This window comes from Alphaproteobacteria bacterium LSUCC0684 (assembly GCA_041228335.1).
Classification (GTDB): Bacteria; Pseudomonadota; Alphaproteobacteria; order Puniceispirillales; family UBA1172.
On the sequence record CP166130.1, the window covers coordinates 218,572 to 237,820 of the forward strand.

A 19,249-nucleotide genomic window follows, 5' to 3' on the forward strand; every position below is an offset into this window, starting at 1 on the left:
TTTCAATGCAGTATGACGCTTCAATACGAGGGGCGGTTGCTAATGCCGGGCTTCATTTGTTTGTTGAATTCATCGTCTTGAACAAAGATGAACGCCATCAGCCGTAAACTAAAGTGATAGGTTAAATGAGTTAGATCCGATGAACCAAGGTCATCCGACAAAGGCTTTTTCGATCACGAAATCTGCCGGGTGCGCGTTCGACCCTTCGCTCAGGCCGCGCTCCTGTAGCATTTCACTCATGCTTTCCAGCATCACCATCGACCCGCAGATCATCGCCCGATCAGTGGCTGGGTCGAGCACTGTATCGGCCGCCGCATCGATACGATAATGTTGAGGGGCATGGCCATGCACATGTCTATGTGAATGGGATCAAACTTGGCCGGATTTATGGCGACTGGTACCATGTCGCCAACCTGCCTTCCGGCAGCAATGAAGTCTCGGTATCTCTATACGCCAATGACCATAGTGGGCTCAGCCTTGGTGGATCAAAGATCACCAGTACCGTAACGGTGATAGCGCAATAATCTTCCATTTGTTTAGAGCATAAAAGAACAGTCATTCTCCTTGCATTTCACCATGATCAAGGTTCACATACACAATCGTGTTTTAGGGCAAGGCAAAGACTTCTCCCTGTATTAAGGCAGTTTGTATTGTATAGATAAGGTTTAAAGGCCGCAGAGTAGGGCCAATACCCGCAATCATGTTTTGCATTGTGTAAAAGGGCGAAATGGACATAAAATTTTGCTCGGTCTTTAATTTCAAGCTGTAAGCTGGAAAAGCATGACGCATATGCAAAAATCATCATCTGATGTGCCGGTGCTCGAGGTAAAAAACCTGCATAAATCCTTCGGTGATCTGGAGGTTCTGAAAGGTGTAAGTTTTACGGCTCTTCGGGGTAAGGTGGTGACATTTATCGGCTCCTCCGGGTCAGGTAAATCAACTCTTCTGCGTTGCTGTAACCTTTTGGAGATAAGTCATTCTGGTGATATTCTCTTTGATGGTGAGTTGGTTGAATGGAAGGGCCATGGAGCAACTCGTCAACCTGCGAGCCGTGCAAGGGTTATCGCTATGCGAACCAATCTTTCCATGGTGTTTCAGCAGTTTAATCTGTGGTCGCATATGACAGTGCTGGACAATGTTATTGAAGCGCCGGTGACCGTGCTTGGCCGTGAGCGTGAAGAGATGCGAAGTCTTGGGCTTGAATTGCTTGATAAAGTCGGGATTGCAGACAAGGCAGAGGCTTGGCCATCACAGCTTTCAGGTGGTCAGCAACAGCGCGCGGCCATCGCAAGGGCGCTGGCAATGGAGCCAATGGCCATGCTTTTTGATGAGCCTACATCCGCGCTTGATCCGGAACTCGAACAGGAAGTCGTGCGGGTTATCAAGGCGCTGGCAGAAGAAGGCCGAACCATGCTACTGGTTACGCATGATATGCGGCTTGCACGTGATTTGTCAGATCATGTGATATTTCTGCATGAAGGAAAAATTGAGGAAGAGGGCCCTCCAGAACATCTGCTGGATAAACCCAAATCCAAAAGGTTACAGCAATTTCTGAGCGCAAGTGCTGTGGCTTGATACAAAGGGTGCGCTTTTTGGAGGTCTTTATGAAAAAGATAATTTTGGCAGCATTGCTTGCCGGAATGGTTGCCGGGCCTGTTCTGGCGGAAACTGTTCGGATGGGAACTGAAGGAGCTTACCCTCCCTATAATTTCATCAACGACAAAAATGAAGTGGACGGCTTTGAACGTGAACTTGGTGATGAGCTTTGCCGGCGGGCAAGTTTGGATTGCGTCTGGGTCGTTAATGACTGGGATTCGATAATCCCGAATCTGGTGTCCGGCAATTACGACACCATTATCGCCGGTATGTCGATAACGGCTGAACGTGATGAAGTTATCGACTTCACTCAGGAATACTATCCGCCAAGTCCATCGCTCTACGTTGCTCTTTCCGGCAGCAGCGTCAATGTAAACAGTGGCGTTATTGCTGCCCAGACTGGCACGATTCAGGCAGCGCATGTAGCGTCTTCAGGGGCTACGCTGGTGGAATTTGCCACCCCTGACGAAACCATTGCAGCTGTCCGTAATGGCGAGGCTGATGCGGTGCTGGCCGATGGCGATTACTTGATGCCGATCGTTGAAGAATCCGGCGGAGAACTTAAAGCGGTGGGTGAAGTTGGTATCGGTGGCGGTGTCGGCATGGGAATTCGCGAATCCGATGGCCAGCTTAAAGCCAAAATGGACAAGGCTATCAGTTCAATGAAGGCAGATGGCTCGCTCAATATCCTGATCAGGAAATGGTTCGGGGATAGCGGCCTTACCTTCTGATAAGAAGATAGTTTATCAGGTCGGGGCAGGTATCTGCCCCGACAACCACTCGTTTGGTTAGGCAGGAAGAGCCTGATGTTTTCATGCGTTAATCCGGATCAGATTGAAGGCATGGCATGGCTTGGATGTTATCTCACTACAGCCAAGCATCTGGCATTCTATCAATCCTTTATTGTTGTCCTGCTGTTGATTGCAGTGACGGCGCCACTGGCGATCACGCTTGGCTTGCTCAGCGCGACGGCAAGCCGGTCTGGTCTCTTTTTCATCCGGTATCCAGGCAAGATGTATATCGCCATGGTGCGCGGCATTCCTGACATTGTTTTTTTTCTTTTTGTCCCGCTCGCGCTCGATCAGGGTATCGAATATCTTCGCCACCTGATCCTGTGTTCGGATCAGACAGGTTCCGTTTGGCAAGGCAATGACTTTGTTGTATGCGATATGGCCAAGATGCCTTTATCAACAGCAAGTTCATGGGTGCATGATGTTTATGGCTTTGGCCTTGCTGTGGTTGCATTTGCGTTGGTGTTCGGGGCTTTTGCCGGCAATGTTCTGGCCGGTGCAATGGCGGCTGTACCCCGGGCACAACTTGAAACGGGGGCAGCATATGGCATGACTAGACGTCAGGTCTTCTGGCGCATCATGTTTCGCCAGATGTGGATTTATGCTCTGCCAGGGCTGTCCAATTTATGGATGATACTCATCAAGGCCACGCCGTTGCTGTTTCTCCTCGGCATTCAGGATATCGTCTACTGGGCGCGTGAACTTGGCAGTGCTAAAACCTCAGCCTTCAGCTATCCGCATCCGGATTGGCGGCTCTGGTATTTTCTGGCTCTGCTGGTGTTTTATCTCTTGATAACATGGATGAGTGAGCGTGGATTTGAACGTCTCAACCGGCATTTTTCGCATGGTCAGTCCATGTTCATCAACCACCAGCAAGGAGGGAGGAAAAGGGCATGAGCGCATCGTGCCTGGCCTCTTTTCAGGATTACGGGCTCCGTGCCATTGGTTATGGTGCACGGCTACTGCCAAAAACAGATATTTCCCTTTGTGATCAATTTGCCCTCATTGGCTCGGGATTGATCTGGAATATTTTTTTCGGGGTGCTGGCCGTTGTAATCGGGTATTGGTTTTCAATGGTATTTGCCATTGGCAAGGCATCCGGGCGTGGGATTTATCGTCGTTTTTCCTTAGGCTTCATTTTTGTCTTCCGCGGCTCGCCGCTGTTTATTCAATTCTTTTTTGCCTATGAGCTCTTTGTCCTGTTGCCGAAGGTCGGCGTGACGCTGGATTTATGGTTTGTGGTAATTGATATGGAAACCCGCTGGCTCACGCGTGCCTGGCTAGGTGCATTGCTGGTACTGATCTGCAACACAACGGCCTATTCGGCGGAAATTTTCTACGGTGCCTTGCGCGCCATTCCCCGCGGTGAAATTGAGGCCGCCAACGCCTATGGCATGACATCATGGCAGGTGTTCTGGAGAGTGCTGTGGCCGAATATGATGCGACTGGCATGGCCTTCATATACCAATGAGGCCATATTTCTCTTTCATGCCACAACGCTGGTCTTTTTTTCAGGCTTTCCGGCATGGCGTCAATCCGGTGATGCGCTTTATTATGCCAATTATTTTGCCGACAAGACGTTTAACCCTTTCATTCCATATCCGATTATTGCCTTTTATTTTATCCTGTTAACATTAGTGATTATCTTGTTATTCGGGATCGTCAATCGCCGCCTGAACAGGCATCTTCCCGATGCCATCCGTCCCCGACTTTTGATTAGGCCTTTTCTGATACGATAAATCAGCCAGCATTACAGGAGCACGGCATGATAAAGGATACGTTTACCATTGCTGGTGACAGCGCCGGTACAAGCCATGAATTGACTGTTTTTCGGTTTCGACCAGCTGATCCGGTGGCTAAGGTTTATCTTCAGGCATCGCTTCATGCCGATGAACAGCCCGGGATGCTGGTGCTTCACCATCTGATCCAAAAACTCATTGAGGCGGAAAAGGAAGATCGCCTTAAGGCTGAATTTGTCATTCTGCCCATGGTTAATCCACTTGGGATGGCACATTTGTCTTTTGGAACCCACCGCGGCCGGTATCACCCGGTCAATGCCATGAACTATAATCGCCAATGGCCAGATCTCGATGCAATCATTCATCAGCATGGAGCTGATTTTGCCGATCAGTTGTCTGGTGATGCGATGCATAATCGGCAAGTCATTCTTACCGCCGTCAAGTCTTGGCTTCAAGCCTTGCGGCCAGTTACGGCACTGGATCGGCTGAGGCATATGGTTATGCGCGAGGCATACGACGCCGAAATGGTGCTTGATCTGCATTGTGACGATGATGCACTCAACCACATTTACATTGTTCCGCAATTGATGCCGGAATATCAGGATCTGTCTGACTGGATGGGATCAGCGGCAACAATGACAGCCGTGGATTCAGGTGGTGGGTCTTTCGATGAGGTTTGGCCAGGGTTATGGATCAAGCTCGCCCAGCGCTATCCCGAAGCATCATGGCCGCAACTGGTTCTTTCGGCAACGCTTGAATACAGAGGATTGGATGCGGTGGCCGATAGCATAAACGTCAAAGATGCTGAAAACCTTTATCGGTTTCTGGTTGGCCGGGGCATGATTGAAGATATGCTGAAGACGCCGCCCAAATCTCCTGCCTCCGTTCCCCTGACGGCGTTGGAATATTTGCGCGTGGATCGGCCCTGTCTGATGCTTTATCACTTGCCGCTTGGGGCTGAAGTTCGCAAGGGTGATGTCATCGCAGAGATGTTGGACCTTGAGGGTGAGGGGGCCTTTGTTAACAGAAGACCGCTGATTGCCGGCACCGATGGTGTGCTGTTTGCGGTGAATCTTACAAAACTGGCCTGGGCGGATCATATAGTGGCCAAGATCGCTGGCACCGTTCCACTAGATGGCAAGGGAAGACATCTGCTGAGTGATTAGGTTTTGGGTAGTGTCCTGACCCCGGTATAAATTTACTTTAAGAAGCGCAGCAGCTTCCAGGGTGGCCTGATAAAAATCAGCATCAATCTGAACCTGTCCCAAGAAAGTTTAGGGAATAAGAGGATAAGGGTGGTGATACCGCAAGATCGATCAAGACGGATGATACGTAGAAATCACCTTTTTTTCTTATAAGCCAAAAGGAGAGAACAGGGCTAATAGCATCAGGACGCCTTTGACGTATTGATGAGGTCACGAACCCAGTCATGAAAATCTTTCAAGGGGAATTCTTCGGGAAAATTGAGCCCCCGCAGTCAAATTCCATTACACAGTTTTTAACACACCTGATTATTGGGCCGTTAAAATACTGAAATAAAACAGGAAAAGTTAAAGCAGTATGCTGAAAATTCGCGTGTCGGTGGTTCGAATCCGCCCCTGGGCTTCGAACCCAGCCCCTGGGCACCACTGATTTCGTTCATTTTCAGCCATTCTGATACAAGGCCCAATCGGGTCTGCAACACCCTTGCCACACGGGAAGGGCTGATGATGGCGGATATTTGCAAAAGAGGTAGCAGATATCAGGCGCAATCTCGCAAGCAGGCTTTCCTGTAACCATCAAGTCTCTGCCAATACCGATATCCGCTTGGAGGGCAGTTTTCTTTTATCCTGATATCGCAAGTTCCAATATCGCCACAAGTCCTCCCTCAAGCTGAACTTGATGCAGATCTTTTATTTTTCGGGTGATATATCTATCCTTTTTATCGGTGAAGGGATGATGCTGTCGGCCTCTTGTCGAGCCCTTCATCTGACAGCAGAAGGCTCAGTTCTTCCACCCTGCTCTTATTGATATAATGTAGAATTATATATGTGCTTTTCGGTGTTGTTATTCGCCAGTGTGGGTATTGAGTTTTGCCAGTTCGGCGACCAGGGAGGAAACAGCAAGTTCAAGGAGCTTCTCTCCATCCGCCGGGTTGGCAAGTGCTGAATGCGAGCCAACGCGACCATCGGGGAATTGCGCGCGATGTTCATCCGGCGGGCCATGTCGGTCCCCGCCATGATCGCGGATATATTCAGCGCTCAATGGTTGCGGCGGGTGTGTTGCATCACCCGCAGGAATAACGCGATGCACCGCCTGGGTAATGGCCACTTCTGAAGGCGTGGCGTGCATGCCCTCCCAATCACCATAGAGCGATTGTCGCAATTGATTGACTCCATCCAGCGCCCACCAGGAACGGTAATACACCCGGCCTGCGGGGGACTGTGATATCAGCTGTTCAATCACTTCAATATTGGCGCCATGACCATTAAGAATATAGACGAAACCGAAACCATGACTGAGCAAAGATGTCACCACCTCGCCCAGCAATGCGGAAAATACCGGCGTTGAAACCGAAACTGTACCGGGGAAACTCATGTTGAACGGGGCTGGTGTATAGCCAAGTGGCGGCGCCATATAGACCCCGGCACGTTGAGCGGCGGCTTCGGCAATAGATGTGGCGCATAGCGTGTCCGTGCCGATCAACCCCATCGGACCATGCTGTTCGGTAGACCCTGTTGGTAGCAGGATACCTCTTGGCAATGCTGTATCCGTGTCTGTCTTCAGATAGGCGTCAACTTCCTGCCATGTTGCCTGTTCAAGCCGCATCAATCATACTCCCTTTATCCTCGTTGCTGGCGGAGAAGTATCTGGCTATTTTGTATCCATCCAGCTGGCGATTGCCTGCTTGTAGCTATCATATTCGTCCATTACAGCCGGAAAAGTCTCCAGCTGATGGCGATACGCCAGAACCTGATCAGGCCAGATGAAAATCCGGCCAGCCTTTTGTTCCATGATCTCTATCCATGGGAAACTGGCGGCAAAACCACAATCGCCAAGCCATAGTCTGCCTTTATCGAGTTGTTGTTTTTCTATATCCAGTAACTGACCCAACTGATCAAGGCGTTGCTGAAACATATCCAATTTTTCCCCAACCGTATTGGTCGATGAGGCGTCACTGGCAACAGCGCCAGTGCTCAGCCAGCCAAAAAGGCCGCGCAACGCTGGCTCCAGCCGCGTATCGTGAAAGCGGCTGCGCTGGCGGACAAGTGCACGCAATCCCGGTGTTTCAGCCTGCATCGATCTCTCAGGCCATACCTCTTCGAGATATTCCGCAATCACCTCTGAATCCATCAGCATCAGGCCATCATGTTCAAGAGCGGGCAGATTGCCGGCCGGGACCTGTTGCCGCCATTGGGCGCTGCCATAACCACCAGTGGGCTGTTTTTCCTGCCATGCGATGTGCTTATGACGCAACATGATCCTGACCTTGGCGCAATAAAGGGAAACTGACGTGGCATAAAAGATCGGCGGCGTTCGGGCCTTGCCTTCCCGCCCGCTTATGCTGGTGTCAGTCGGGATGGCCCGGGCAATACAAGATGAGAATGTATTGATCATTTTGAAACTTTATAGAATGATTGGGTGATTGCAATATTTTTGAAATTTTATGGTTTAAGAAATGACTGAGACAACGCCGCCGGGTAAAACAGTCAAAGGTGCATTTTCCGGATATGATATCCTTTTGGATACGAGTGATGATGATGCGGAAATCACCCACATAGATCGAGGAACACCTTGCGGTGAATATCTGCGCCGGTTTTGGCAGCCGGTTATGCTTTCCGCTGAACTGGGCGATCTGCCCAAAAAAATTACTTTGCTAGGCGAGGAACTTGTCCTTTTCCGGGACAAATCTGGAGATTTGGGCCTGTTTCACAAACATTGCGCGCATCGCGGCGCCTCTCTTGAATACGGCATCATCGCTGATCATGGCCTGATCTGTTGTTATCACGGCTGGCATTACGCTATCGATGGCACGCTGATACGAGCCGGCTCAGAACCGGAGAATAGCCCGGTGCATCGCCGGGTCGTTCAGGGTGCCTATCCAACCCATGAATTCGAAGGGGTGATTTTTGCCTATATGGGGCCGACGGGCACCATCCCGCCCTTCCCGCAATTTGATACCTTGCTGGATGATGGGGTGGAAAAAATTCCGTTCAGTATTACCACCCACTGCAACTGGCTCCAGGTATATGAAAACACCCAGGACCCCATACATGTGTTGCATCTCCATGCCCGGTCATCCGGGGTTCAGTTTGGCGCGGCCTCGGGGATAGATCAGATGATCGAATATCGCGACACGCCCCTCGGCATGATTAATGTCCAGACACGGGAGGTTGGTGAAAATATCTGGATCCGGACAACCGAAACAATCCTGCCGAACATGAATCAGGGCGGAGCAATCTGGGAAGAAGCGGAAAGCGAGAAAGTCTTCAACCGTTCGGCATTCACCCGCTGGATGGTTCCTCAGGATAATTTTGTGACCAGAACGATAGGCTGGCGTCTGTTCAGCCATGATCTCGACCCGCGCAATCAGGGTGATCGCAGCAAGGTTGGCGTGGAATCCATCGATTTTATCGGCCAGACCAAGGATGAGCGAAGCTATGAAGAGAGCCAGCGACAACCAGGTGATTACGAAGCTCAGGTCTCGCAACGGCCCATCGCAATTCACCGGCTTGAAAACCTCGCCTCATCGGATCGTGGTGTTGCTCGCGTGCGTCAGATGATCCGTGACCGTATCCGCGCCCTTGAGGCAGGCACAGAGCCTGATCAGCCATCGGCAAATAAACTCGGGCAGATAGCGACTTTTGTTCAGGACAGTGTTTTTAAAGCCAGCTTGGATGAAGAGGGCAAACGTGCCTTCAGTCGCCAACTTGTGGACCATATGCTGAGCAATACGGACGTTAACGAGGACAGCAGAAGACAGGATATGGAACAATTTTGCCGTGATTGGCTAAATTCTGTTAGATAATTTCGGCTAAATAAGTGACTATAAAAGTAGTAGAACAACAAAAAGCAAGTGCTATAGCATTGGGAGGAAATTATGCTTAAAAAACTATTTGCTGGGCTTGTTGCCCTTACCATGTCATCAGGAATTGCACAGGCCGCTGATTCCGCTCTGACCGAAATTATCGAAAGCGGCGTGCTCAAAGTCGGGACCACCGGTGACTGGAACCCCATGACCATGAAAGACCCGGCCAATAACAGCTATACCGGCTTTGATATTGACGTGACAACGGCCCTTGCCGAGGATCTTGGAGTCAAGATCGAGTATGTTCCAACCGATTGGAAAACCCTTGTTGCGGGCATTACCTCAGGAAAGTACCACATGAGTGGTTCGGCCTCAATCAATCCGGGACGGGCAAAGGCCGCCGGGTATTCCTCTTCCTATGTCGAAGTTGGTCAGGTGCCGCTTATCCTGAAAAAAAATGCTGACAAATTCAAGGGATGGGATGATTTCAATAAGCCCGGTGTCACCGTGGCAGCCACGCTTGGCACTACCCAGGAGCAGTATATCAAGTCATTTTTTCCAAATGCCACTCACCGTATTGTGGAATCCCCCGCCCGTGATTTCCAGGATGTACTGGCAGGTCGTGCTGATGGGCATATTACTTCTACTATCGAAGCGAACAAACTGGTTGAAAAATATCCGGAGATGATGATCGTCGATGTTGGTCAGGCCAAGGCACGGACTCCGCTTGCCATGCTGTTGCCACAGGATGATCAGGTCTGGATTAATTTTGTCAATCACTGGATTGCGTTGAAACAGACACGCGGTTTCTTCGAAGACCTGAAGGCCAAGTGGAAACTGTAAAAAAGCCGTCAGCCAAACCGCCGTCATCCAGCCCCGGATCATTCCTTTTCCGGTCGCTGGTTGATGGTGGTTTGCCCAGACATGAAATAACCGCCACGGCATAAACGAGCACTTATCATGACCAGTAACACCGCCCCGTTGATCCGCATTGAAGGATTGACAAAATACTTTGGTGATTTCCAGGCGCTGAACAAGGTAAGTCTTGATATAGGAACTGGAGATATCATTGTTATTTGCGGGCCGTCCGGTTCCGGCAAATCAACGCTGATACGTTGTATTAACAGACTCGAGAAGCACGAGGCAGGCACTATCCGGATAGATGATACCGAAATAGACGACAGTCGGCAGTCCATGAGTGTTATCCGCCAGAATGTCGGTATGGTGTTTCAGCAATTCAACCTTTTCCCTCATCTGACGGTGCTGGAGAATCTGACACTCGGGCCCATGCGGGCGCGAAACATGCCCAAAGATGAGGCTACAAGTCTGGCCAAGAAATTCCTTGAACGGGTGCATATCCCTGAACAGAGTGGCAAATATCCCCGCCAGCTTTCCGGTGGCCAGCAGCAACGGGTTGCGATTGCCCGGGCCCTATGCATGGAGCCGCGTATTTTGTTGTTTGACGAGCCGACCTCGGCCCTTGATCCGGAGATGATAAGTGAGGTGCTGGAAGTGATCACTGAACTGGCTGGTAGCGGTATCACCATGGTGGTTGTCACCCATGAGATGGGGTTCGCACGCAAAGTCGCTGACCGTATGGTTTTCATGGATCATGGCGAAATCGTTGAAGAAAACACACCGGAGCAGTTTTTCAGCAATCCTGAAAGCCCGCGCACTCAGGACTTTCTCAACAAGATTCTGCATCACTAGGAGTCAGTACATGACGCAATTTCAAGCTGGCTCAGGGCTTAAGGATGCAAGGATGAGCAAGAACAAAATCCCGATTTTCAGTCTGTCTTTTATGGTGGTTCTTCTTGGTGGATGCTCTGCTAACTGGGGTTGGTATGTTATTGACCCGACACTGGATAACGGCATGGTCAATCTGCGGTTTCTTCTCAGTGGGTTATGGCACACTATCAGCCTGTCAATAACTGCTATCTCGATTTCAATCGTCGTGGGTCTTGTGATTGCCCTGCCCGGGATCACCAGCAGACCGCTTCTTCGGGGCATCAATCGCGGGTATGTGGAAATTGTCCGGTCGGTTCCGATACTGGTGCTGATCTTGTGGGTATATTATGGTCTGCCCCAACTTATGGATCTGTCCATCAGTGTTTTCTGGGCCGGGGTTATTGCGCTTGCGGTTTCAGATAGTGCCTTTATGGCGGAGATATTCCGTGCCGGCATCCAATCGATCGCCCGTGGCCAGTATGAAGCCGCGCATTCCATCTCGCTCAATTATCGCGATACAATGCGATTTGTAATCCTGCCTCAGGCGATCCGGCGAATATTGCCGGCATTGGGGAATCAGCTTGTTTATATGCTGAAAATGTCGTCTCTTGTATCAGTGATCGGCATGCAGGAATTAACACGTAAGGCCAATGAGCTTGTTGTGACCGAATATAGGCCACTGGAAATCTATTCATTCCTGGTGCTTGAATATCTGGTTCTGATACTAATCGTTTCAGCGGGTGTGCGTTGGCTCGAACGTCACTTACAGGCAGACGAGCGAAACTGAAAAACATTTTGAGAAAGGGACCAACATGACAGCGTGGATTTCCATGATCAGCGATGCCGATGCAAGTCCGGCCCTTGTTGAGGTGCTGGAAATGGCGAGAACACCGCATGGCACGGTGGACAATGTTATGCGGGTACACAGCCACCGCCCGAGCACAATGCGAGGCCATATCGTTCTGTATCGAGCTGTCCTGCATGATGACAGCAACACCATCCCGACCTGGTTTCAGGAAGTTATCAGCAGCTATGTTTCCATCCTTAATGACTGCGCCTATTCGCTAGCCAATCACTGGAAAAACGCCGCCCATCTTATTGGTAATGCCGAGCGTTCGGATACTATCCGCAAGGCACTGGATGCCCGAACCCCCGAAGCTGCTTTTGACGGTGCTGAACTGGCCATGCTACGCTATGCTGAAAAACTGACACTTGCGCCAGCAACAATGACCGAGGATGATATCCTTGCCATGCGTGATGCAGGTATGGATGACGGAGCCATTCTGGAGGCTAACCAGATCATCTGCTATTTCAACTATGTCAACCGAAGCCTGAACGGCCTCGGCGTTACCACCGCCGGTGATATTGTCGGCTACTATAAGGAAGGCCAGCCAAAAGGAGCGTGAAATGGGGTATGCAACTGCAAAGCCACTTGATCCCAAACTGATCCCGGTTATTGATGTAACGCCTCTGCGTGATGGCAGTGATCCGGTATCGGTTGCACGCCAGTTGCATCAGGCAAGCCAGCAACTTGGTTTCATCTATATCACCGGCCACGGCATTCCTGACGAAGCCATAGATAATCTGCGTAATACAGCGATGGATTTCTTTACCGCTGATGAGGCCCATAAAGAACCCGTGCGGGTATCAGACCGTCATCGCGGCTGGATCAGCACTGGCGGGGCAAAGATGTATGATGATGCCAAACCTGACCGCAAGGAAAGTTTTCTCTGGGGATATCAGGATAAAGATGGCAGGACGATGGAAGATCATGCCCTTCGCGGGGCTAATCAATGGCCGGAATTCCTGCCTCAACTCGAACACCACGCTATGGCATGGTTTGAACACAGCCACCGGCTTGCCGCTGAACTGATGGCAGGCTTTGCCATTGGTCTGGGGCTTGAGAATGATTTCTTCCTCCGCCAGACAGCACGTCCCTTGAGCCGCTGCTCGCTTGTCTATTATCCTGATCAGCCACCGGAACTGGGAGAGGATCAGTTCGGGGTCGGCCCGCATACCGATTTCGGGGTGCTCACCGTACTCTGCCAGGATAGCGTCGGCGGCTTGCAGGTTCAGGATGTCAATGGCGACTGGATAGAGGCCCCGCCCATAGAAGGCAGCATGATTGTCAATGTCGGTGATCTGCTACATCGCTGGACCGAAGGAGCTTATAAATCAACACCGCACCGGGTGATCAATTCTTCGGGCCGCGAACGCTTGTCGCTGGTGCTGGCATGGGACCCGGAGCCTGAAACAATGATTGATGCCAGTGCCGTTACCGGCAAGCCAGCCAGCGAAGATCCCATCAGTTGTGGTGATTACCTGATCTGGCGATTCAATCGCGCTTTTGCCTATCGCCAGCAAAAAAAGGGGTAGACGGCAAATGTGTCAGGCACTCGCCACAAGAGGAGCGGATAACCTGATCGATAGCTGTCTTGGCCAGATAAATGGCAAGATAATCGGCTTGATCGCTGAACGGCCTGAACTGGGCTGGTATGATGCCGCCATTGCCGATGTGCTGGAAGAACGCATTACCGACAGAGGCGGGATCTGCCGTCGTCTTGCCAGCAATGGTCCGGCGAATGAAACCGACCCTCGGATCACCGCTCTCGAAACTGAGGTGGACGCTCTGGTCTTTCTCTGCCGCAGTGGTGATCAGGGACGTTTTGAGCGCAAGACCGAAGCAAAACCTGTTGTTATGTGCTATGCGCGCAACGCCGCTATGCTTGCCAGCCCATTTGGGCTCGTTCCGCATGACAATATGGTCAGGCTGAAAAAAGAAATTGACCGTTTATGCATGCAAGCCGAGCAGATTGAGATTACCTGCCCGTTGGGAACCTATCTTGTTGGCAATGTGGCCGTACCACCGCACGAACAAGAAGGCCTTCAGGAAGTTGGCATCAAGCGCTTTCCCATGTCGGTTCCGCAACCGCTTGGCTGTGCCGGGTTTGCTGGTAAGGTTGTCATCCGAGGTAATCTGACAACCACCGGATCCCGAGTCTATGAGCCAGCAGTGTTGCACCTGGAGGATGCTTTAACCATAACACTTGATGGTCATGTGATGGCTTCCATAGAAGGAAGTAAGGCTGATCAAGAGAGATTTCACCAACATTATTATCATGTCGCCGAAACCTTTGGGTTGGAGCCGTTTTATGTCCATTCTTTTCATGCCGGAATCCACCCCGGGCTGGAACCAGCGAAGGTCTCCTCCAAAGATGCTGATTACTGGGCCAATACAGTCTTTGGCAGCCCGCATTATCTGCATTTTCACACCTGTGGTGTGACACCACCCGGTGAAATATGCTGGATGATTGCCGAGCCGACGATCCGTCTAGATGGCGTTGCTCTCTGGCAGCAAGGTATATTGCAACCGATGGCGTTTAATGACCTTGCAGCGGTACTAGAAAAATCCCAAATGCTCCAAGATATCTTCTTGAAGCAAATCTAGAGCCCTGTGTTCATCTGATAGCCGGCATGAAACACCAGTCGGACGGTGGTAAGCGCGGTATCGTGATCCCAGGTTGTACGTTCAATTTCAAAGAGAGCCTTGTTTTCTTTTGTATCCAAAAGCTCTGCCTGCTCAATGCTGGCATTGAGCGCTCTGAATACGATATCGCCATGGGTATACGGGATGCTTTGCAAAAGCCATTCATTGGCACTTATAGTATCAAATTTCATCGACAAAACCTCAGGTAGCGCAATGCAGTTGATCCAGCGGTCTTCAATTACATAGGGTTTATTATCGGCGGTATGAAGAGCAACTGCATGAAGCAGAAATGTGTTCTCCTCTAGCCCAAATCGAGCTTTGATCCATTCCGGCGCTGCTTCAACTTCCTGATGATGAAGATGATACCTGTAGGCTTTGTTGCTGGCTTCAATTTCCTTTCTGATGAGTGGTATCTGCAGCGTGGCTTTACTTATCGGATGAAGTGCCACGCGCGTGCCAGCTTTGCGTCGGCGGTCAAGCAGGCCGTTACTTGCAAGGGTCTGCAGGGCCCGATTGACCGTCACGCGAGCGCAACCGAACTCGATGGCAAGATCTGCCTCATTTGGGATGGATTGGCCCGGTTTCCACTCACGGGTGTAAATCCGGCGTTCAACTTCGGCCATAACTGCCTGCCAGTTTGTTAGCGAGTGTCGCGTCATTTTCAGTCCTCAAAGACGATCACGAAGGCTGGCTAACACGCCCTGATAAGCCTTGGAAATTTGTTCACGGGCAATATGACGCCCCCCTGAAACCACATGGCGACCCGCTGACCAAACTTCCTGAACCAGTCGATCGTCTCCAGCAAAGATGAAACTGTCAAGAATGACATCACCTTCCAGATCGCAGGTTTCAACACCAAAGTGGTCAAGAGCCGTCAGGTCAGCCCAGAACCCGGGAGCAATCTTCCCTGTATGTCGTCCCGCAGCTTGCGCCCCGCCCAATACCGCTGCCTCAAAGATGCGGCGGCCGGTCGACCGTGCCGAAGTTGCAAGGGCGGCGCGTGTACGGTCGCGAAGTCGCTGTGAATATTCGAGGCTACGCAACTCCTCCGAGAGAGAAATCCGGATATTTGAATCAGAGCCTATCGCGATTTGCCCGCCGGAACCCAGCCAGTTAACTCCGTCAAAAATTCCATCACCAAGACTGGCTTCGGTAATCGGACAAAGTCCTGCTACGGCACCCGTCTGTGCAAGGCCAGAGGTTTCATGAGGCAACATCTGCGTGCAGTGGATGAAACAGCAATCCTTCCCTGGTTCGATATTATCAATCACCCACTCCACAGGGCGGTTTCCAAGATAGTGCAGAACTTCATCTACCTCAGCTGTCTGTTCGGCCAGGTGCATGTGAAATGGCCCGCCTGCAGCAAGGGCACGGGTTTGCGCAAAACTATCTTTTGCAACGGCGCGAAGGCTGTGTGGAGCAACGCCGAAACCGGCATCAGGTGTTAGTCTGGCGAGTATTGGCTGCACATCCCCACATAGCATCGCAAATTCATCAGGGTCATTCCGAAAGCGGATTTGGCCCCTTGTCAGTTCCCGCCCGTCGCACCCTCCGAATTGATAATGAACGGGTAAGAGAACAAGGCCGATGCCGCTGTGGCTGGCGGCGGCGACAATTCTTTGTGCCATTTCGGCACGATTTTCATATCGAGTTCCATCCGGCGCATGATGCAGATAATGAAATTCAACGCATGTCGCATATCCGGCTTCCAGCATTTCCATCTGTACCATGGCGGCAATTGCTTCTACATGATCTGGGGTTAATTGATCAAGAAAGCGATACATCAATTCACGCCAGGTCCAGAAACTATCCTGCGGGTTGTTGCCACGGCGTTCGGTAAGCCCGGCCATGGCACGCTGAAAGGCGTGACTGTGAATATTAACCGGCGCCGGCAACAGGCACGGAACATGTGCATCTGCAGCAGAACTGGCAGCGTCCTGTTTCACTTCAGCGATGCGCCCATCATTGCCGATCTTTACTTGTATATTTTGCTGCCAGCCGTCAGGGAGGAGCGCAATTTCAGCCTGAATTATAGTCATGTTGATTACTGTTGACAGATTATTATGTGTGTACATATAAATTAAAGTACCAGTTAACACAAGGTCTCCAATGCAGACACTGATAACAAATGCAAAAATTGCAACACTGGATGCCCCGATAGTTACCAGGACAGAAAGCGATGTATCCGGCAATCCATTTGGATTGATATCAAGCGGCTACCTTGTCATTGAAGATGGCCTGATCAGTAGTCTTGGTCCCATGGCAGCAATGCCTCCAGCGCTTGCCAGGAACCGGTCGGCGAACTGTCTTGATGCGGGTGGCCGACTGCTTACCCCGGCCTTGATCGATTGCCACACGCATATCGTACATGGCGGCAACCGTGCGACAGAGTTCGAGATGCGCCTGAATGGCGCCAGCTATGCTGAAATAGCAAGGGCCGGAGGAGGCATTGTTTCCACCGTTCGAGAAACCCGCGCCTTGTCGGTTTCAGAACTTGTTGAAACGGCATTGCCGCGTGTAAATGCATTATTGGCTGAAGGGGTTTGCCTTATCGAGGTAAAATCAGGCTACGGCCTTGATATGGATACCGAGTTACGGATGCTGCGGGCAGCGAGGATGCTTGCGGATGAATGCCCCTTGCGTGTTGTAACCAGCTTTCTTGGGGCGCACGCAATGCCGTCAGATTTTGGCGGGCAACCCGAAGACTATATTAATGATATATGCATACCTGCGTTACACGCTGCCCATGCGGAAGGGCTTGTTGATGCGGTTGACGGGTTCTGTGAATCGATCGCCTTTTCGGCGGAACAACTTGCGCCATTATTTGCCACTGCACGGCAATTAGGCCTGCCGGTAAAACTGCATGCAGAACAGTTGTCGCGATGTGGTGGCACCTTGCTTGCGACGCAACATGGGGCGCTTTCCGTTGATCATGTTGAATATGCAAGCGAAGAGGATGTTTTAGCTATGGCTGCGGCGGGAAGTGTGGCTGTATTGCTGCCAGGCGCCTTTTATACGCTACGCGAAACACAAAGCCCTCCGGTGGGTCTTTTCCGCAAGCATGATGTACCCATGGCTCTTGCGACGGACGCCAATCCTGGCTCCTCGCCTATGACCTCGATTCTGCTGGCGATGAATATGGGATGCACGCTTTTCGGCCTTACCCCGGCCGAGGCATTGGCAGGTGTGACCCGCAATGCGGCGAGGGCGTTGGGCCTGAGCGATACCGGAATTATCCGTCCGGGGTTGAGGGCCGATCTTGCTCTCTGGGATGTCGCGCAGCCGGCAGAACTTTCCTATCGGATTGGCTTGAACCCTCTTCACCTCCGCCTGTTTGCCGGTCAGATAGCATGATTACTCTGGTGCCAGGTCAGGTCACGTTGTCTCAGCTTGAGCAGATCTGGCGAGGTGAAGACCGAATTTCATTGCATCATGATGCCCGGGCTCCGGTTGAAGCTGCGCAAGCTCTTGTCAGAAAAGCAGCACAAGGCAAGGATGCCATCTATGGGATCAATACAGGGTTTGGCAAACTGGCCCATATGGTTATTCCCGCTGATCAGACGGCGAAACTTCAGCACAATCTGGTTCTGTCCCATTGTTGTGGCGTGGGTGAGATGCTTGATGCTGCAACAACCCGGCTGATGATGGCACTCAAGCTCATCTCGCTGGGGCGCGGGGCGTCCGGCGTCAGTTGGGATACGGTGATGATGATAGAAAATATGATCAATGCCGGCGTTCTGCCATGTATTCCTGCTCAGGGTTCGGTTGGGGCATCTGGCGATCTGGCGCCACTTGCCCATATGGCCGCTGTGATGATCGGCGCGGGCGAAGCCATGAAAGACGATAGCGTGATGACCGGTAATATCGCGCTACAGGCGGCCGGGCTTGAGCCGTTGGTGCTCGGGCCGAAGGAAGGTCTGGCCCTGATTAATGGCACACAATTCTCTACCGCATGCGCATTGGCCGGACTCTTCGAAGCCTGGCGTAATGCGAGCGCATGTGTGGTCACCGCAGCGTTGTCAACAGACGCAATCATGGGGTCAACAACACCACTCGTGGATGAGATCCATACTCTGCGTGGACATTCGGGCCAGATCGAAGTCGCCCGGGCACAGCGGGAGATCATGAAGGGCTCGGAAATCCGCGAAAGTCATCGCGCGGACGATACGCGTGTTCAGGATCCATACTGCATTCGTTGCCAGCCACAGGTCACCGGTGCCGCGATAGACATTCTTGCATTTGCTGGCCGGACGCTGGAAAACGAAGCCAATGCGGTCACCGACAACCCTATTGTTCTTGTGAAGGAAGGTCGGATTGTTTCAGGAGGTAATTTTCATGCTGAGCCGGTTGCTTTCGCTGCCGACCAGATAGCTCTCGCTGTGGCTGAGATAGGTTCGATAGCCCAACGGCGGGTCGCTCTAATGGTTGATCCATCCCTTAGTTTTGACTTGCCGCCTTTTCTGACCCCTGAGCCTGGCCTGAATTCCGGCTTTATGATTGCAGAAGTGACAAGTGCCGCCCTGATGAGTGAAAACCGGCATCTTGCCAACCCCTGTTCAACCGACAGCACCCCGACTTCAGCCAATCAGGAAGACCATGTCAGCATGGCGGCACATGCCGCATATCGATTGCGCCGGATGACCGCAAATCTTAACATGATTCTTGGCATTGAACTCATCTGCGCCGTTCAGGGGATTGAATTCAGGAAACCGTTGAAAACCAGCCCAAAGCTTCAATCTGTTATCGCCACCGTCAGGCAGGTGATTAGCCCTCTTGAAGAAGACCGTTATCTTGCATCAGATCTTGAGAAGGCCGCCGACTTGATCGCCAATGGCAGAATTGTCGAAGGGCTTGACCTGTCGCCTTATATTCAGGGTTCGGTGTAATCTTTAAGACAGTA

At 51.4% G+C, this 19,249-nt stretch carries 19 protein-coding genes and 1 pseudogene; 15 read left to right on the forward strand and 5 right to left on the reverse strand.

Annotated elements, in window-relative coordinates; genetic code table 11:
• Nucleotides 1–150 precede the first annotated feature (150 nt).
• A pseudogene (locus AB8880_01020) lies at nucleotides 151–297 on the reverse strand (ferredoxin--NADP reductase).
• 62 nt (nucleotides 298–359) lie between these two features.
• Between AB8880_01020 and AB8880_01025 the strand changes: the two are divergent.
• The 6 genes from AB8880_01025 (at nucleotide 360) to AB8880_01050 (ending at nucleotide 5,292) form a co-directional block, all read left to right on the forward strand.
• On the forward strand, nucleotides 360–524 hold the full coding sequence (locus AB8880_01025) for a hypothetical protein (protein XDZ66007.1): 165 nt from the start codon (nucleotides 360–362) through the stop codon (nucleotides 522–524).
• Nucleotides 525–789: 265 nt separating this feature from the next.
• Entirely contained in the window at nucleotides 790–1,575 is a 786-nt protein-coding gene (locus tag AB8880_01030; protein ID XDZ66008.1) for an ABC transporter ATP-binding protein, read from the forward strand.
• Between the two features lie 29 nt (nucleotides 1,576–1,604).
• On the forward strand, nucleotides 1,605–2,327 hold the full coding sequence (locus AB8880_01035; GenBank protein XDZ66009.1) for a transporter substrate-binding domain-containing protein: 723 nt from the start codon (nucleotides 1,605–1,607) through the stop codon (nucleotides 2,325–2,327).
• 75 nt (nucleotides 2,328–2,402) lie between these two features.
• A complete protein-coding gene (locus tag AB8880_01040; GenBank protein ID XDZ66010.1) occupies nucleotides 2,403–3,284 on the forward strand; it encodes an ABC transporter permease in 882 nt (293 codons plus the stop codon).
• Nucleotides 3,281–4,126, forward strand: a complete 846-nt coding sequence (locus tag AB8880_01045; protein XDZ66011.1) for an ABC transporter permease subunit — start codon at nucleotides 3,281–3,283, stop codon at nucleotides 4,124–4,126. Before AB8880_01040 ends, AB8880_01045 begins: the two co-directional genes overlap by 4 nt.
• Nucleotides 4,127–4,152: 26 nt before the next feature.
• The gene (locus AB8880_01050) at nucleotides 4,153–5,292 is read left to right on the forward strand and encodes a succinylglutamate desuccinylase/aspartoacylase family protein (GenBank protein ID XDZ66012.1); all 1,140 of its coding nucleotides are present in this window, start codon (nucleotides 4,153–4,155) and stop codon (nucleotides 5,290–5,292) included.
• Between the two features lie 880 nt (nucleotides 5,293–6,172).
• Here the strand turns inward: AB8880_01050 and AB8880_01055 are convergent.
• Nucleotides 6,173–6,934 carry a creatininase family protein gene (locus AB8880_01055; GenBank protein XDZ66013.1) on the reverse strand — a complete coding sequence of 254 codons (762 nt, stop codon included), beginning with the start codon at nucleotides 6,932–6,934 and terminating at the stop codon, nucleotides 6,173–6,175.
• Nucleotides 6,935–6,979: 45 nt separating this feature from the next.
• Nucleotides 6,980–7,723: a glutathione S-transferase family protein gene (locus tag AB8880_01060; protein XDZ66014.1), complete on the reverse strand. Its 744-nt coding sequence runs from the start codon at nucleotides 7,721–7,723 to the stop codon at nucleotides 6,980–6,982.
• A 61-nt stretch (nucleotides 7,724–7,784) separates the two neighbouring features.
• On the opposite strand from AB8880_01060, the gene AB8880_01065 reads away from it, so the two are divergent.
• The 7 genes from AB8880_01065 (at nucleotide 7,785) to AB8880_01095 (ending at nucleotide 14,310) form a co-directional block, all read left to right on the forward strand.
• A complete protein-coding gene (locus tag AB8880_01065) occupies nucleotides 7,785–9,134 on the forward strand; it encodes a Rieske 2Fe-2S domain-containing protein (GenBank protein ID XDZ66015.1) in 1,350 nt (449 codons plus the stop codon).
• Between the two features lie 111 nt (nucleotides 9,135–9,245).
• Nucleotides 9,246–9,977, forward strand: coding sequence for a transporter substrate-binding domain-containing protein (locus AB8880_01070; protein XDZ67083.1), 732 nt, complete (start codon nucleotides 9,246–9,248; stop codon nucleotides 9,975–9,977).
• Nucleotides 9,978–10,094: 117 nt separating this feature from the next.
• Nucleotides 10,095–10,844, forward strand: coding sequence for an amino acid ABC transporter ATP-binding protein (locus AB8880_01075; GenBank protein ID XDZ66016.1), 750 nt, complete (start codon nucleotides 10,095–10,097; stop codon nucleotides 10,842–10,844).
• 52 nt (nucleotides 10,845–10,896) lie between these two features.
• Complete coding sequence (locus AB8880_01080; GenBank protein ID XDZ66017.1) at nucleotides 10,897–11,649, forward strand: amino acid ABC transporter permease; 753 nt, start codon at nucleotides 10,897–10,899, stop codon at nucleotides 11,647–11,649.
• A gap of 25 nt (nucleotides 11,650–11,674) precedes the next feature.
• Entirely contained in the window at nucleotides 11,675–12,268 is a 594-nt protein-coding gene (locus tag AB8880_01085; protein ID XDZ66018.1) for a peroxidase-related enzyme, read from the forward strand.
• A gap of 1 nt (nucleotide 12,269) precedes the next feature.
• Nucleotides 12,270–13,238: an isopenicillin N synthase family dioxygenase gene (locus tag AB8880_01090; protein ID XDZ66019.1), complete on the forward strand. Its 969-nt coding sequence runs from the start codon at nucleotides 12,270–12,272 to the stop codon at nucleotides 13,236–13,238.
• A 7-nt stretch (nucleotides 13,239–13,245) separates the two neighbouring features.
• Nucleotides 13,246–14,310, forward strand: a complete 1,065-nt coding sequence (locus AB8880_01095; protein XDZ66020.1) for a hypothetical protein — start codon at nucleotides 13,246–13,248, stop codon at nucleotides 14,308–14,310.
• On the opposite strand, the gene AB8880_01100 is transcribed toward AB8880_01095, so the two are convergent.
• A complete protein-coding gene (locus AB8880_01100; protein XDZ66021.1) occupies nucleotides 14,307–15,008 on the reverse strand; it encodes a GntR family transcriptional regulator in 702 nt (233 codons plus the stop codon). The two genes, AB8880_01095 and AB8880_01100, sit on opposite strands and share 4 nt — an antisense overlap.
• A gap of 9 nt (nucleotides 15,009–15,017) precedes the next feature.
• Complete coding sequence (locus tag AB8880_01105; GenBank protein XDZ67084.1) at nucleotides 15,018–16,388, reverse strand: formimidoylglutamate deiminase; 1,371 nt, start codon at nucleotides 16,386–16,388, stop codon at nucleotides 15,018–15,020.
• Between the two features lie 70 nt (nucleotides 16,389–16,458).
• Between AB8880_01105 and hutI the strand changes: the two genes are divergently transcribed.
• Nucleotides 16,459–17,703, forward strand: a complete 1,245-nt coding sequence (hutI, locus tag AB8880_01110; protein ID XDZ66022.1) for an imidazolonepropionase — start codon at nucleotides 16,459–16,461, stop codon at nucleotides 17,701–17,703.
• A complete protein-coding gene (hutH, locus tag AB8880_01115; GenBank protein ID XDZ66023.1) occupies nucleotides 17,700–19,235 on the forward strand; it encodes a histidine ammonia-lyase in 1,536 nt (511 codons plus the stop codon). Before hutI ends, hutH begins: the two co-directional genes overlap by 4 nt.
• The last annotated feature ends 14 nt before the right edge of the window (nucleotides 19,236–19,249 follow it).

Excerpts from the sequence above, each read along its gene's own strand:
- AB8880_01030 (XDZ66008.1), top strand. The coding sequence starts at position 790 with ATGCAAAAATCATCATCTGATGTGCCGGTGCTCGAGGTAAAAAACCTG.
- AB8880_01035 (XDZ66009.1), top strand. The coding sequence starts at position 1,605 with ATGAAAAAGATAATTTTGGCAGCATTGCTTGCCGGAATGGTTGCCGGG.
- AB8880_01040 (XDZ66010.1), top strand. The coding sequence starts at position 2,403 with ATGTTTTCATGCGTTAATCCGGATCAGATTGAAGGCATGGCATGGCTT.
- AB8880_01045 (XDZ66011.1), top strand. The coding sequence starts at position 3,281 with ATGAGCGCATCGTGCCTGGCCTCTTTTCAGGATTACGGGCTCCGTGCC.
- AB8880_01050 (XDZ66012.1), top strand. The coding sequence starts at position 4,153 with ATGATAAAGGATACGTTTACCATTGCTGGTGACAGCGCCGGTACAAGC.
- AB8880_01055 (XDZ66013.1), bottom strand. The coding sequence starts at position 6,934 with ATGCGGCTTGAACAGGCAACATGGCAGGAAGTTGACGCCTATCTGAAG.
- AB8880_01060 (XDZ66014.1), bottom strand. The coding sequence starts at position 7,723 with ATGATCAATACATTCTCATCTTGTATTGCCCGGGCCATCCCGACTGAC.
- AB8880_01065 (XDZ66015.1), top strand. The coding sequence starts at position 7,785 with ATGACTGAGACAACGCCGCCGGGTAAAACAGTCAAAGGTGCATTTTCC.
- AB8880_01070 (XDZ67083.1), top strand. The coding sequence starts at position 9,246 with ATGTCATCAGGAATTGCACAGGCCGCTGATTCCGCTCTGACCGAAATT.
- AB8880_01075 (XDZ66016.1), top strand. The coding sequence starts at position 10,095 with ATGACCAGTAACACCGCCCCGTTGATCCGCATTGAAGGATTGACAAAA.
- AB8880_01080 (XDZ66017.1), top strand. The coding sequence starts at position 10,897 with ATGAGCAAGAACAAAATCCCGATTTTCAGTCTGTCTTTTATGGTGGTT.
- AB8880_01085 (XDZ66018.1), top strand. The coding sequence starts at position 11,675 with ATGACAGCGTGGATTTCCATGATCAGCGATGCCGATGCAAGTCCGGCC.
- AB8880_01090 (XDZ66019.1), top strand. The coding sequence starts at position 12,270 with ATGGGGTATGCAACTGCAAAGCCACTTGATCCCAAACTGATCCCGGTT.
- AB8880_01095 (XDZ66020.1), top strand. The coding sequence starts at position 13,246 with ATGTGTCAGGCACTCGCCACAAGAGGAGCGGATAACCTGATCGATAGC.
- AB8880_01100 (XDZ66021.1), bottom strand. The coding sequence starts at position 15,008 with ATGACGCGACACTCGCTAACAAACTGGCAGGCAGTTATGGCCGAAGTT.
- AB8880_01105 (XDZ67084.1), bottom strand. The coding sequence starts at position 16,388 with ATGACTATAATTCAGGCTGAAATTGCGCTCCTCCCTGACGGCTGGCAG.
- hutI (XDZ66022.1), top strand. The coding sequence starts at position 16,459 with ATGCAGACACTGATAACAAATGCAAAAATTGCAACACTGGATGCCCCG.
- hutH (XDZ66023.1), top strand. The coding sequence starts at position 17,700 with ATGATTACTCTGGTGCCAGGTCAGGTCACGTTGTCTCAGCTTGAGCAG.